This window comes from Nonomuraea sp. NPDC049750, assembly GCF_040659625.1.
Classification (GTDB): domain Bacteria; phylum Actinomycetota; class Actinomycetes; order Streptosporangiales; family Streptosporangiaceae; genus Nonomuraea.
On the sequence record NZ_JBFANB010000010.1, the window covers coordinates 226898 to 239434 of the forward strand.

Here is a 12537-nt window from a genome sequence, read left to right on the forward strand (position 1 = left end):
TGCCAGACGGGGAGCGATATGCCAGACGGATTAGAACTGCAGGGCCTCGGCCAAGCGCTGAAGATAGGACTGCTGGGAGCGGTGCGAGCGTGGCACGGACATCAGGAGGTCTTGCTCGGACCACCCCGGCAGCGGGCGGTGCTGGCCTTGCTGGCGCTGGAGGCGGGCCGGACCGTGTCGGTCGAACGATTGATCGAAGGGCTGTGGGGAGAGCGGGCCCCCACAGGCGCCCGGGGCATGGTGCAGGGGTACGTCTCGCGGCTGCGGCCCGCCCTGGCCAGAGCCAACGTCACGATCGCGTACTACTCGCAGGGTTACCTGCTCAGGCTCGCCGCTGAGCAGGTGGACGTACACGAGTTCAGGAACGCGGTCGCCCGCGCGCGGACGATGGAGTCCGCCGAGGCACGGGCCACCGGGCTGAGACGCGCGCTGGCGCTGTGGCGGGGCGAGCCCCTGAGCGGTGTCTCCGGCGGAGGGCTGCTGGACCTGCTGCGCGATGCCCTCGTCGAGGAACGGCTCGCGGTCACCGAGGAATGCCTGAACGCCGAGACGCGGGCGGGCCGGCACGCCGGGCTGGTTCCCGAGCTGATCGCGCTCGTCGCGGAGAACCCCTTCCGGGAGGGCCTGGTCGGATTGCTCATGCTGGCGCTGTACCGGGCGGGCCGGCGGGTGGACGCGCTGGAGCGCTACGAACGCACCCGCCGCCGCCTCATCGAGGAGCTGGGCCTGGACCCCAGCCCCGAACTGCGGCAGCTTCGCCAGCGGATACTCCGGGGGAAGGTCTCCACCATCAGGTCGCCCGACCTCTTCGCTCTCACCGGGTCCGCTCTCACCGAGTCCGCTCTCAACGAGGGCGAGACGTGGGAGGCGTCGGCGATGCCGGCGCAGCTGCCGCCGGAGCCGGGGCAGTTCACCGGGCGGGCGGCCGAGCTCCGTCTCCTGGACTCGGCCGCGACCGGCGGCGACACGGCGGCGATCTCCATGGTCACCGGCACGGGCGGGGTCGGGAAGACGGCGCTGGCCGTCCACTGGGGGCACCGGATGCGCTCCCTGTTCCCCGACGGCCAGCTCTACGTCAACCTGCGCGGCCACTCGCCGGAGCGTCCGCTGCGTCCGATCGAGGCGCTCGGGCAGTTCCTGCGCGGGCTCGGCATGCCCGCCGAACGGGTGCCGCACGCGGAGGAGGAGGCCAGCGCCGCCTACCGCAGCCTGCTCGCCGACAGGAGGGTCCTGGTGATCCTGGACGACGCCGGCAGCGAGGAGCAGGTCCGTCCGCTCCTGCCCGGCGGCCGGCGCTGCGCCACCGTGATCACCAGCCGGGACCGGCTGACCGGCCTCGTCGCCCGGGACGGCGCGATCCCCGTTCCGCTCGGCATGCTGGCCCCGGACGAAGCGGGCACCCTGGTCGGCCGACTCCTCGGCGACGAGCGCCTGGCGGCCGAGCGGGACGCCGCCCGTGAGCTGGCCAGGGCCTGCGGCTACCTGCCGCTGGCGCTGCGCGTCGCGGCGGCCGGCGTCCTCGGCCGGCCCGCCGGGGGCATCGCCGGCCAGGTGCGCCGGCTCGCCGGGACCCGGCTGTCCTTGCTGGCGGTCAACGGGGATCCGCACGCGGCGGTGCGCGGAGCGTTCGACCTGTCCTATCGCCGTCTGGACCCGCCGTCACGGCGGCTGTTCCGGCTGCTCGGCCTCGTCCCCGGGCCGACGTTCACCGCCGAGACCGCCGCCGCGCTCTCCGGTGCGCCCCCGGGCGAGACCGACCTCCTGTTGTGCCGGCTCGCCGCCGCGCACCTCATCGAGGAGGGTGAGCCGGGCCGCTACACCTTCCACGACCTGATGCGGGAGTACGCCCGCGAGCGTGCCCGGGCCGAGGAGAGCGAGCTCGACCGTACCCACGCCGAAGCCCTGACGCGCCTCGCGCGCCCCCGGCGGGAGCCGGAGGCGCGCGATTCACTCCAGGATCAGGGCTTCTTCCAAGGCTCGAAGTAGGCCACCGTCGCGAAGTCGATCTCCAGCGCGTCGGGTGGGCTCCCGCCTGTCGCGCTGGATCCGGTCACGAAGATCCGGACCCCGGCACCGCCGGCCGCGTCCACGGCGAGCGCGTGCGCGTTGTCCGAGGCGCCGGCCGGGCCGTCGTAGTGGCCCGTCCAGGTCTGCCCGCCGGTCGCGGCGTCGTAGGCGATCGTCACGTAGTCGTCGCCCCTGGTCTCGTCGTCGGTGCTCCGACCGGTGACGACGACCGTGCCGCCGTCCGGCGTCACGGCGACGTCCCAGGCGACGTCGTCGCCCTTCGCCTGACCGTCGTAGCGCTGGACCCAGGCCCGCTTACCCGTGGCGGGGTCGTAGGCGATCGTGGTGTAGTCCGACCGCGTCCTCTCGCCCTCGGTGTTGCCGGTGACGTAGGGCACGTTCAGCTCACGCGCCTGGAGCGAATAGCCCTTCTTGGCCAGCGCGTCGCAGACCTGCTCCGACACGCCCTTGGTCGTGGCGCACAGGAACGCGATCCAGTCCTCGATACCGCTGTCGTAGACCAGGCCGGGGTCGGCGGCGCTGTTCGGGGTGACGTGGCCGGCGCCCTGGCTGAAGATCACCGACGGATCGGTGCCCGGCCCATCGAGGATGTCGGAGCCGCTTGTCATCAGCGCCGACTTGATCGCCATCGGCGACCAGTCCGGGTGCAGGTCCTTCAGCAGCGCGGCGAGCCCGGCGACATGCGGGGCCGCCATGGAGGTGCCGCTGGAGATGTTGAACTCGGCCCCGTTGGCGCCCGGCGGCGCGTACGCCGCGAGGATGTCCTGCCCCGGAGCGATCACGTCCGGCTTCAGCAGGTCGCCGCCCGCGGCGTACAGCGGGCCGCGCGAGGAGAACTCCGCGACGTACGGAGCCGGCGTGTTGTTGTTGATCTTGGCCTGGTCGATCGTCGCCGTCGCGCCGTCGGCGGCGGCGTAGTCCTTGACCGCCTGCCTGTCCTTGACGGCCAGGTGCACCGTGGGCAGGGAGTGGAGGTCGGCATTGAGCGAGTTCTCGTCGGTGTTGGTGAGGATCATGCCGATGCCGCCCGCCTCGGCGACGGCCACGCTCTTGTTGACGCGGGGCGTCTCGCCGCGGTCGCAGACGACGATCTTGCCTTTCACCTTGGCCGGGTCGAGCACCGCCTTGCCGTCGTTGTCCCTGGCGGCGTAGCACTGCGCCAGCCGTGTCGGGTCGGCGCCGGGCAGTTCCGCCGCCGTGGCGTCGACGAGCGGCGCGGGCCCGGCCTTGGTGGCGGCCAGCGAGGCGCCGCTGTAGGTGGTGCCGTTGCCGAGCGTCGCCGACCCTTGCGTGCCGCGGTTGTGCGTACCGGCCGCGACCGTGGTCACCCAGGGAGAGGGGTGCGCCACGGTGGTGGCGGCCGGGCCGCTGTTGCCGCCCGCGGCGGCGACGAAGACGCCCGCCTCCGCGGCGGACAGGAACGCCATCTCCGCCGGGTCGAGGAAGTCCGACTGCGTACCCGAGACCGAGTAGTTGATGACGTCGACGCCATCCGCCACCGCCTGGTCGATGGCGGCGACCAGGTCCGAGTAGTAGCCGTTGGCCGTCGAGGCGTCCTGCGTCGACCAGAGCGCCTTGTAGGCGGCTATCCGGACCCGTGGCGCGATGCCGCTGATCTCGCCGAACGCCGCGGCCGCCCCCGTCGCCCGCACGCCGTAGTTGCCGCCCGAGGTGGAGGAGGTGTGCGTGCCGTGCCCGTTGTAGTCGCGCGGTGACAGGAACTCCCACGGAAGCTGCTCCTTGACTCCCGCGTCACCGCCCCACCCGGCGTCGAAGTGCTTGGCGGCGATCAGCTTGCCGTTGCACATCCCGCTGTTCCAGGAGTCGTCCGGGCTCCCGGTCGTACACGTGCCGTGGAATCCGCGAACCGGGCCGTACGGCTTCCCGTCCGCGTCGCGGCCGGCGGCATCCCGTTCGTGGTGGAGGAGGTGCTCCGTACGCTCCTGGAGCGCCTGCCCGCGAGCGTGATCCCCGGCCGGTCGGACGTCCTGGCCGAGCTCGCCGTTCCGACGGTGTTGCGCGACGTGGTGCTGCGACGGCTTTGCTCGCTCGACGACGCGGCGCGGGAGATCCTCGGCGCCGCCGCGGTCATCGGCATGGCGCCCGATGACGGGGTGCTCGCGGAGGTCACGGAGCGCGGCCCGGCGCAGATCGCCCGTGCTCTCGGGCAGGCGCAGGCGGTCGGACTCCTGCACGAGGAGGACGGCCGGTGCCGGTTCCGGCACGCCCTGGCGCGGCAGATCGTGTACGAGTCCGTAGCGGTGTCCGGCCGACGGTGGCTGCATCTCAGGACCGCGCGGGCCCTGGAGTCGGTGGCCGGTCCCCGACCGGTGGCCAGGCTCGCCCACCATTTCCGGCTCGCGGGCCAGACGACGGAGTTCGTCGGCAACGCCGAGGCCGCCGCCGACACCGCCTTGTCCCACGGCAACGACGCCACGGCGGCGAGGTTCCTGCTGCAGGCGCTGGAGATCGGCGAGCTTCCCCGTGAGCTACGCGTGCGGCTGGCCGTCAAGCTCGGCCGGGTGGCGGTCGACGGGCTGGCGCACGCCCAGGCCGTACCGATACTCGAACGCCTGCTGGCCACCGAGCCGCTCCCCGCTCCGCTACGTGGCGAGTTGCGCTTCGCCCTCGGCCGCCTGCTGCGTCAGCAGGGTGAGGCGCGGGCGGGCTACCTGCAGATCGAAGGCGCGATCGACGATCTCGCGGACCGGCCCGCGCTCCTCGGCCGCGCGCTCGCCGTGCTCGCCGCGCCGGAGACCGTGGTGAACCGGCACGTCAGCGAGCACACCGCGCGCTGCGAGCAGGCCGAGGAGGCCTCGCGTCGCAGCGGCGACCGGGACGTCGACATCGCGGTACGCATCGCGCGGGCGTCGCTTCTGCTGGAACAGGGCGACCCGGGAAGCTGGCGGCTGATCGATGACCTGCTGCGCGACGACGGTCTGCGGTCGGCGCCCAAAGAGCACGCCCGCGCCTGCCTCAACTGGGCGCAGGGCGCCCTGCACATCGGCCGGCTCGAACGCGCGCAGGGCCTGCTGACCGAGGGCCGTCAGGCCGCCGACCAGGCCGAATACCTCCGGGTGGCGGACGTCGTCGAGCTGGTGACGGCCGCCGTCGACCGGGCCGCCGGGCGGTGGGAAGGGCTGGAACACCGCCTGCGGCCGCTGGAGGGCGCGGCGGCCACGTTCGCCGCCGGGTCCCTGGACTCGCGGCTGATGCGGGGCGCGCTGCTCGCGGCGACAGGCCCGGCGGAGGAGGCTGTGGCGGGCCTGGGCGAGGTGATCGCGATCGCCGAGCGGGTCGGCGCCGTCTGGCCGCTCATCTCCGCCCGGATGACGCTGTCGCGGCTCCTGCTGACCCTCGACGACGCCGTGGGCGCCGTCGGGCAGGCCACCGCCGGGCTCGACCAGGTGCGGGCCAAGGGGAACTGGGTGTAGGGCGCCGAGACCGTACTGTGCCTCGTGGACGCCCTGGACACTCTCGGGACGGCCGGCGAGGCCGCCGCGCTGGTCGACGAGCTGAGCGCGGAGATCGACGGCGCCGAAGCGCCGATCGCGCAGGCCGCCGCGCTGAGCGCCCGGGCCGTCATCGCCCGGATCTGCCGGATCATGCGGCAGAACGGGGTGCCCATCCCTTATCCGTGGCGCGGCGGGCGGCCCTCTCATGGGCAGACGCTGTCGTCACGGGAGCGGGAGGTGGCGCTGCTGGCGGCGGCGGGGAAGACCAACCAGGAGATCGCGACCGAGCTGTTCCTGTCCAGGCGGACCGTGGAGAGCCACGTCTCCAGCTCGCTGCGCAAGCTCGGCCTGCTGTCGCGCAAGGAGCTCCGGGGCCTCACGACGTTTCCGGCCGACCCGTCTGACGCGCCTGTCTGAGCCGAGCCCGGCTGCTCTTCCAGGTCCGTCGGACGCGCCTATCTGACCAGGCCGCGCGGGTGGCGGACCCGAAGATGGCCGTACGCGAACTCCCCGGCGATCTGGACATGCAGCCGTCCGGGACGCGGACGACCGGGCGCCTTGCAGATCACCCGCCCCCACTCGGTCCGCGCCTGGTCGACGTTCGCCGTCGCGCCGGCCGGCAGGATGATCAGCGCGGAGCCGTACGCGAGCCGGAGCTCGATCCCGATCTCGGGATGGTCGATGACGGCCTCCGACAGGTCGAGGTGCACACCGCCGTACTCGGACTCGACCCGCAGCACGCGCGGGACCTGCCAGTCGCCCGTCCGTCTGACGCGCCCGCCGGTGGACCTCAGCAGGACCACCTCCTCCTCGGGAGGGTCGGGCAGGTCGGCGACCGCCCGCGCCAGATCGCCCTGGGTCACGGCGGTGAGGGCCCGTTCGACCCGCTCCTCCATCTCGGCGAAACCGAGGCGGCCGTCGGCGTAGGCCTGCTGGACGCGCTGAACGATCCGGTCGCGCTCGACGTCGACGTGCCGTCCCGCGGGGAGGTTCATTGGGAGACCGCCCTCTTGTACAGGCGCGTGGCCAGCGGGACGAACACCGCCAGGATCAGCACGCACCAGCCCACCGACACCGCCACCGCGTGCTGGAGCGGCCACGCGTCGGGCACCGGCCTGAGGGCGGTGGTGTTGCCGAACAGTTCGCGCGCCGCCTGGACGAAGGTGGAGACCGGGTTCCATTCGGCGACGGGCTTGAGCGGGCCGGGCAGCCGGGAGCTGTCGACGAAGACGTTGGACAGGAAGACCAGCGGGAACGACACGAGGGTGGCGATGTTGTTGAACACCTCCGGCGTACGGAGGGCCAGCGCGATCGTCGCCGTCACCCACGAGAAGGCGTAGGCGAACAACAGCAGCAGCAGGAACCCCGCGAGAGCCTCGAGCGGAGAGGAGTGGACGCGCCAGCCGACCAGGAGTCCCACCAGCGCCATCGTGGCGATGCTCGTGATGTTCATGAGCATGTCGCAGAGCGTCTGCCCGACCAGCACCGCGGACGGTGCCATCGGTAGCGTGCGGAACCGGTCGAAGATGCCCTTCTGCAGGTCCTGGGTGAGCGTGTAGCCGGTGATCTGCGCGCTGGTGACGATCGTCTGGACAAAGATCCCCGGGAGCAGATACTCCGGGTACGAGATGCCGGGCAGGTCGATCATGCTGCCGAACACGTACACGAACAGCAGCACGAACACGACCGGCAAGATGATCACGCCGCCGAGCAGGTCGGGGGCCCGCCTGATCTTGAGCGCGTTGCGCTTGCTGATCGTCATGCCGTCGGCGATCGCCATCTGAAGGGCGCTCATCGGACCGTCTCCCGGGTGTCGTCGGTGGCGGCCTGGTGGCCGGTGAGGCTGAGGAAGACCTCGTCCAGGGTCGGCCGCCGCAGCCCGGCGTCGCGTACGGTGACGCGCTCGGCGGCCAGGTGACCCAGGGCGGTGGTGAGCGAGGCGGCGCCGCCCGCCACGGGGATGGTGATGCTCAGGGAGGTGGGGTCGGTCCGGACGTCGGCCACGGCCAGCGGCGCCAGGACCCGGCGTACGGTCTCCAGGTCGGCGGCGTGGCTCAGCGTCAGCTCGATCCGGTCGCCGCCGACCTGGTCCTTCAGCTGGTCGGCGGTGCCGAGCGCGATCACTCGCCCGTGGTCGATCACCGCGATCCGGTCGGCGAGCCGGTCGGCCTCCTCCAGGTATTGGGTGGTGAGCAGTACGGTCGTGCCGCCCGCGACCAACTCGGAGATGACCTCCCACAGGGCCACCCTGGCGCGGGGGTCCAGGCCGGTCGTGGGCTCGTCCAGGAACAGCACCGGCGGATCGGCCACCAGCGCGCCGGCCAGGTCGAGCCGGCGCCGCATGCCGCCGGAGTAGCCCTGCACCGGGCGGTCGCCGGCGTCGGTCAGGTCGAAGCGCTCCAGCAGCTCGCGGGCGCGTTGCCTGCTGCGCTTGGTGCCCAGGTGGTAGAGGCGGCCGACCATCTCCAGGTTCTCGGCGCCGGTGAGGTGCTCGTCGACCGCCGCGTACTGGCCGGACGCCCCGATGTGGGAGCGCAGGCGCTGGGCGTCGGCGACGACGTCGAGTCCGGCGACGGTGGCGTGTCCGGCGTCCGGCCGCAGCAGGGTGGTCAGGATCCGCACGGTCGTCGTCTTGCCGGCGCCGTTGGGGCCGAGTAATCCGAAGACCGTGCCTTCGGGGACCGACAGGTCGATGCCGTCCAGGGCGGTGACGGTGCCGTATTTCTTGACCAGACCCTCGGCCACGATCGCGGGGGGCATGAGATCTCTCCTTTGGTTTTGTGTCATGAATGGTTCTTGTGTCATGAACGACGGATCACGATGTCGCCGTAGGCGGTGTGGGCGCGTACCTCGACGGTCTTGTCGGCCTGCGCCGGGCCGTCGCAGGCGTCCAGGTCGACGTCGACGGTGCCGTACTGGGAGCTCACATCCAGCCAGGCGGCGCTGCCCTCCCGGATGCCGAGTTCGAGCCGGCCGCCGGCGGTCTCCAGCACGACCGCGCCGGACACCACCTCACCGATCCGGACATTGCCGTAGGCGGTCTTGGCGGCGACGCCGGCCAGGGCGTGGTCGACGATGATGTCGCCGTAGGCGGTGTTCAGCCGCAACTCACCGGTCACCGCGCCGAGGACGAGGTCGCCGTTGGAGGTCTTGACCACCGCCGTGCCGTCGATCTCGCCGACCCGGATGGTGCCGTTGGCGCTGGAGATGTCGGCGTGCCCGACCGACCGGGTCACCGAGATGTCGCCGGAGCCGGTCTTCAGCTGCAGCCGGCCCGCCCGTTCCAGCCGGATGTCGCCGTAGGAGGCGGTGAACTTCACGTCGCCCAGTCGGCCCCTGCAGCGGAAGTCCGCCGTCCCGTTCGCGTCGACGCGCGAGCCGGCCGGCAGGTCGATCGTCACGTCGACCGAACCGTCCCATCCGAGCAGCGAACGGGCCCAGTTCTTCGGCGACTCGACCAGCATGTCGATCGAGCCGCTCCACCCGGACAGCGACGCGGACCGGGGCTTGCCCACTTTCACCAGGAGCCGGCCGCCGGCGTACTCGATCTGGGCCTGCTCGGCGGCCTGCCGGTCGGCGTCGTTGGACTCGTCCCTCGGGCGTACGTCGACGACGGTGTCGGTGCGATCGCTCGCGTTGATCCGGACGTTGGCGGTCGCCAGATCGATGATGGCCACGATGGGCTCGGGGGTGTCGAAGGTTGGCATGGCGTTTCCCTCATGGATTCGACGGCTGGATTCGGCGGTGTTCCGCTTACGCGTGGCTGTGAGCCCGGCTAGCGCACCCAGCCGGTATGGCTCCGAACGGTCTGGGCGCCCCGGTGCCGGCTCCCGTCGCGTTCGAGCGCGGCGGAGACCGCGCGGACCAGCCAGGTGTTGACCGAGAGCCCGTCTCCGGCGGCCGCCTCCTCGATGCGCGGCTTGAGGTGGTCGGGGACGCGAAGCGAGATCCGCGAGGTCCCGCCCTCGTCGGCCCTGACGCCTGCGTCCGCTCTGGCTCCTGCGTCCGCTCTGGCTCCTGGGTCGATCACCCTGGCCGACGCGGTCTCGCCCGCGTCCCCGGACGACTGGCCGACGGGCGGTGACGTCACGACGAAGCCGGGCTCGCGTCCGCGCAGGCGCACCTCCACCGAGCCCGGCGCGAGATCACGGGTGATCTCGTCCGCAGCGGCGGAGAGCGCCTCCAGCAGGGCGAGCCGGGTGGCCGGCTCAAGCGCCGCGGCGAGACGCTCGGCGATCGCGCGGGCGTCGTCGTCGCCCGCTTGGGCGGTGGCCGCGAGTTCGCGGCGGAGGTGATCTACGTACGGCGCGAGGTCCATGACGCAACTATGACGTCATGATGGCGTCATCGCAAGTGCCTTGCGTCGACCGCCGTGATGTCATGGAGACGTCAAAACGCCGAGCGCCGACCGGACGGGCTCTTCAGCCGTCCGCTCGGCGCTCGGTGACCAGCGGCTTCGGGGGTGTCAGGTCGCCTTCATCGTTTGAAGGGGATGTTGAGCCAGGGGCTGTTCGGGTCGGTCGTCAGAATTCGGTGGGCGTTGAGCATCTCCCCGTACCAGTCGCCGAACTCCTCCTCGTCGAAGTGGAGACAGCGGCCCAGGATGTAGGCGGCGGAGAACTCCTCCCAGGAGCGGTAGTTGATCCGGCTGACCGCGCCCGCGCGCAGGACCGCCCTTTCGGCCTCCGCCAGGTCGCAGTAGCGGGCGCCGAGCCCCCAGCGGGCCATCTTCGACGCCCGCCCGTAGTCCCACGCCTCCACCGTGCGTACGAACCCGCCCTCGGGAAGCAGCCCGTCCGCGCGGAATCGCGCCTCGTAGCGGATGATTCGTCCGATGAGCCGCTGCGCTCCGGCGACCTCGGCCTCCGTCTCGAGGTCAGGGGTGGTCGCGTTCTCCGCGGCGCGATGCCGTATGACCCGTGACGTCACCTGACGCCAGTGATCCACCTCGACCGCGCCACCGAAGTCGCGGGCGAGCGTGCCGCGTATCCCCAGCACGAATCCCCAGACCGAGCTGCTCATCCGGCCCTTGAGCAGCTCCTCCTGGGCCTGCTGCCACCCTTCCCGGCTGGTGATCTCCCACCACTCCTCCAGGCGTCTCCGCTCACGGACGTAGCCGGTGCCGTGCCAGCCCATCGCGTTCCAGAGCGAGGCGTTGTTCACGCAGAGCAGCGCCCCGCAGGCCAGGCCGTGAGCGACGTCGCCGTGCAGCGGGCCCCCGACCCACAACGTGCGCAGTTGGTTGCGGCGCGTGCTGGAGATCCGGTCGGCATGCCGGCGCCACGTCTGCCGATGGGCGGCCGTCGCGGGGAAGAACGCCTCACATGGGGTGCCCGGATTGATGGCCAGCCACTCGTCGTCCTGGGGCCAGTCCTGGACCAGCTGTCCCAGGTCGACCTCGAAGAAGACCGGGTCGGGGGCGGGCGCCGGAAGCATCCCCTCGGTGACGAACGCGAGGCTCAGAGGGCTTCCGGGCTGAGGGCCCCAGTACGCGGCGTTGTAGTGAAGCCAGCCCGGCTTGGCGTCGGCCTGAGCGCGCGACATCGCGTGATAGAGGTCCGTGCCCGCGAGAACGTCGAAGTACGCGGCCCAGTCGCCGCGCGTCTTGGCCGCGTACAGGTCACGTTCGACGTCGGTGGGCGCCAGCCATACGGCCTCGGGGGCGGCGGGATTCATGGCATCACATTGTGAAGCACGGCGTCAGGAGGCCTTGACCCGACTCCTCCGCAGGATGGCCGAAATAACCCGCAGTATCACCGCACAATCGCCCAGTAATGCTGCCATACCCGAATGAGCATGACTTGAGGAAGATGGCGGCTTCCATACGTACCTCCTGACGGCAGATTCCGGTTTCGGGAGGTATGTATGCACCGCAGAGTCGCCCTGCTCTCCGCCGTCGCGCTCACCGTGGCAGGCGCCCTGGTCCCAGCGGGCGCCGCCCAGGCCAGGAGCGGGACCGGCCTCGACCCCAGGCCCGTCAGGTGGTCCGCCACGGACTCCTCGTCGGAACGCAGGAACGTCCTGCAGTACTGGACGCAGCAGCGCACACTGGCGGCGCGGCCACTGGATACGCCCACGCCGCGACGTGGTACTCGGTCGAGCGGGCCGACCCAGGGAACCCCGTGGGCGACCCGCGGCGCCTCGGCCACCATCACCCAGCGCACCCCCTGGACCAGCGGCGGCGCGACGCGCGTCCAGACCGCCTCGGCCGCCACCGCACAGCAGGGAGCCCGGGTGCCCAACAGCCCCGGCCTCCGGTGGACGGACGGCGGCGCCGTCGTACGTACCACCGGACGCGTCTTCTTCACCACCGCCGAAGGCGGCAACGCCTCCTGCTCCGGTACGGCGGTGACCAGCGCCAACGAGAGCGTCGTGATGACCGCCGGGCACTGCGTGAAGATCGACGGTGCGGCCCACCGCAACTGGGTGTTCATCCCGGGCTTCGACAACGGGCGGCGGCCGTTCGGCACCTGGGTGGCCAGCAGGATGCTGACCACCCAGCAGTGGAACGCCAACGAGGACATCAACTTCGACATCGCGGCGGTCGTGGTCGCGCCGCTGCAGGGACGGACGTTGACCGACGTCGTGGGCGGGCAGGGGGTGGCGTTCAACCAGCCGAGGCAGCGGCAGATGTTCTCCTTCGGCTACCCGGCGGCGCCGCCGTTCGACGGCTCCAGGCTCATCTACTGCAGTGGGCGCGCGTTCAACGACACCGTCATGACCCGGGACCAGGGGCTGCGCTGCAACATGACCGGCGGGGCGAGCGGCGGTCCGTGGTTCCAGGGGTTCAACGAGTCCACCGGGCTCGGCTGGCTGAACTCCGTCAACAGCTTCAAGTACGACTTCGCCCCGGACTTCATGTTCGGCCCCTTCTTCGGGAACGAGGCGATGGCCGTCTACCAGGCCGCGCAGAACACCAACGCCACCTGAGACCCCGAAACCGGCCCCCCGGCCCCGCCCGTACCTAACATCTCCAGACGGCGGGGTCGGGCCGCCCAGACGAGCGACCTTTTCCGCCGCGTCCGGACGGGCGACCCTGTCCACCGCGCCCGGA

General features: G+C 71.7%; 11 protein-coding genes. 4 read left to right on the forward strand and 7 right to left on the reverse strand.

The window, feature by feature from the left end; all coding sequences use genetic code 11:
- Positions 1–18 precede the first annotated feature (18 nt).
- Positions 19–1986: a BTAD domain-containing putative transcriptional regulator gene (locus tag AB0J16_RS26615; RefSeq protein ID WP_358544332.1), complete on the forward strand. Its 1968-nt coding sequence runs from the start codon at positions 19–21 to the stop codon at positions 1984–1986.
- Here AB0J16_RS26615 and AB0J16_RS26620 read toward each other — a convergent pair.
- Positions 1959–3836 carry a S8 family serine peptidase gene (locus AB0J16_RS26620; RefSeq protein ID WP_358544333.1) on the reverse strand — a complete coding sequence of 626 codons (1878 nt, stop codon included), beginning with the start codon at positions 3834–3836 and terminating at the stop codon, positions 1959–1961. The two genes, AB0J16_RS26615 and AB0J16_RS26620, sit on opposite strands and share 28 nt — an antisense overlap.
- A gap of 45 nt (positions 3837–3881) precedes the next feature.
- On the opposite strand from AB0J16_RS26620, the gene AB0J16_RS26625 reads away from it, so the two are divergent.
- Both AB0J16_RS26625 and AB0J16_RS26630 read left to right on the forward strand, forming a co-directional pair.
- The gene (locus AB0J16_RS26625) at positions 3882–5462 is read left to right on the forward strand and encodes a hypothetical protein (RefSeq protein WP_358544334.1); all 1581 of its coding nucleotides are present in this window, start codon (positions 3882–3884) and stop codon (positions 5460–5462) included.
- Between the two features lie 24 nt (positions 5463–5486).
- On the forward strand, positions 5487–5900 hold the full coding sequence (locus AB0J16_RS26630) for a helix-turn-helix transcriptional regulator (protein WP_358544335.1): 414 nt from the start codon (positions 5487–5489) through the stop codon (positions 5898–5900).
- Positions 5901–5938: 38 nt separating this feature from the next.
- Here AB0J16_RS26630 and AB0J16_RS26635 read toward each other — a convergent pair whose 3' ends face one another.
- From AB0J16_RS26635 to AB0J16_RS26660, 6 genes are all read right to left on the reverse strand, one after another.
- Positions 5939–6478 (reverse strand): DUF1707 domain-containing protein, encoded by a 540-nt coding sequence (locus AB0J16_RS26635; protein WP_358544336.1) that lies wholly within the window; start codon positions 6476–6478, stop codon positions 5939–5941.
- Positions 6475–7278, reverse strand: a complete 804-nt coding sequence (locus AB0J16_RS26640) for an ABC transporter permease (RefSeq protein ID WP_358544338.1) — start codon at positions 7276–7278, stop codon at positions 6475–6477. The genes AB0J16_RS26635 and AB0J16_RS26640 overlap by 4 nt, the downstream gene beginning before the upstream one ends.
- Positions 7275–8243 carry an ATP-binding cassette domain-containing protein gene (locus AB0J16_RS26645; RefSeq protein WP_358544340.1) on the reverse strand — a complete coding sequence of 323 codons (969 nt, stop codon included), beginning with the start codon at positions 8241–8243 and terminating at the stop codon, positions 7275–7277. Before AB0J16_RS26645 ends, AB0J16_RS26640 begins: the two co-directional genes overlap by 4 nt.
- A 41-nt stretch (positions 8244–8284) precedes the next feature.
- Positions 8285–9190, reverse strand: coding sequence for a DUF4097 family beta strand repeat-containing protein (locus tag AB0J16_RS26650; RefSeq protein ID WP_358544342.1), 906 nt, complete (start codon positions 9188–9190; stop codon positions 8285–8287).
- A 68-nt stretch (positions 9191–9258) separates the two neighbouring features.
- Entirely contained in the window at positions 9259–9801 is a 543-nt protein-coding gene (locus AB0J16_RS26655; protein ID WP_358544343.1) for a histidine kinase, read from the reverse strand.
- 158 nt (positions 9802–9959) lie between these two features.
- A complete protein-coding gene (locus AB0J16_RS26660) occupies positions 9960–11159 on the reverse strand; it encodes a DUF1266 domain-containing protein (protein ID WP_358544344.1) in 1200 nt (399 codons plus the stop codon).
- A gap of 189 nt (positions 11160–11348) precedes the next feature.
- Between AB0J16_RS26660 and AB0J16_RS26665 the strand changes: the two genes are divergently transcribed.
- Positions 11349–12413, forward strand: a complete 1065-nt coding sequence (locus AB0J16_RS26665; RefSeq protein ID WP_358544346.1) for a peptidase — start codon at positions 11349–11351, stop codon at positions 12411–12413.
- Positions 12414–12537 lie beyond the last annotated feature (124 nt).

What these genes read in the sequence shown, in the direction of transcription:
- AB0J16_RS26635 (WP_358544336.1), bottom strand. Translation starts at nt 6,478, where the DNA reads ATGAACCTCCCCGCGGGACGGCACGTCGACGTCGAGCGCGACCGGATC.
- AB0J16_RS26650 (WP_358544342.1), bottom strand. Translation starts at nt 9,190, where the DNA reads ATGCCAACCTTCGACACCCCCGAGCCCATCGTGGCCATCATCGATCTG.
- AB0J16_RS26660 (WP_358544344.1), bottom strand. Translation starts at nt 11,159, where the DNA reads ATGAATCCCGCCGCCCCCGAGGCCGTATGGCTGGCGCCCACCGACGTC.
- AB0J16_RS26615 (WP_358544332.1), top strand. Translation starts at nt 19, where the DNA reads ATGCCAGACGGATTAGAACTGCAGGGCCTCGGCCAAGCGCTGAAGATA.
- AB0J16_RS26640 (WP_358544338.1), bottom strand. Translation starts at nt 7,278, where the DNA reads ATGAGCGCCCTTCAGATGGCGATCGCCGACGGCATGACGATCAGCAAG.
- AB0J16_RS26645 (WP_358544340.1), bottom strand. Translation starts at nt 8,243, where the DNA reads ATGCCCCCCGCGATCGTGGCCGAGGGTCTGGTCAAGAAATACGGCACC.
- AB0J16_RS26665 (WP_358544346.1), top strand. Translation starts at nt 11,349, where the DNA reads ATGCACCGCAGAGTCGCCCTGCTCTCCGCCGTCGCGCTCACCGTGGCA.
- AB0J16_RS26655 (WP_358544343.1), bottom strand. Translation starts at nt 9,801, where the DNA reads ATGGACCTCGCGCCGTACGTAGATCACCTCCGCCGCGAACTCGCGGCC.
- AB0J16_RS26620 (WP_358544333.1), bottom strand. Translation starts at nt 3,836, where the DNA reads ATGTGCAACGGCAAGCTGATCGCCGCCAAGCACTTCGACGCCGGGTGG.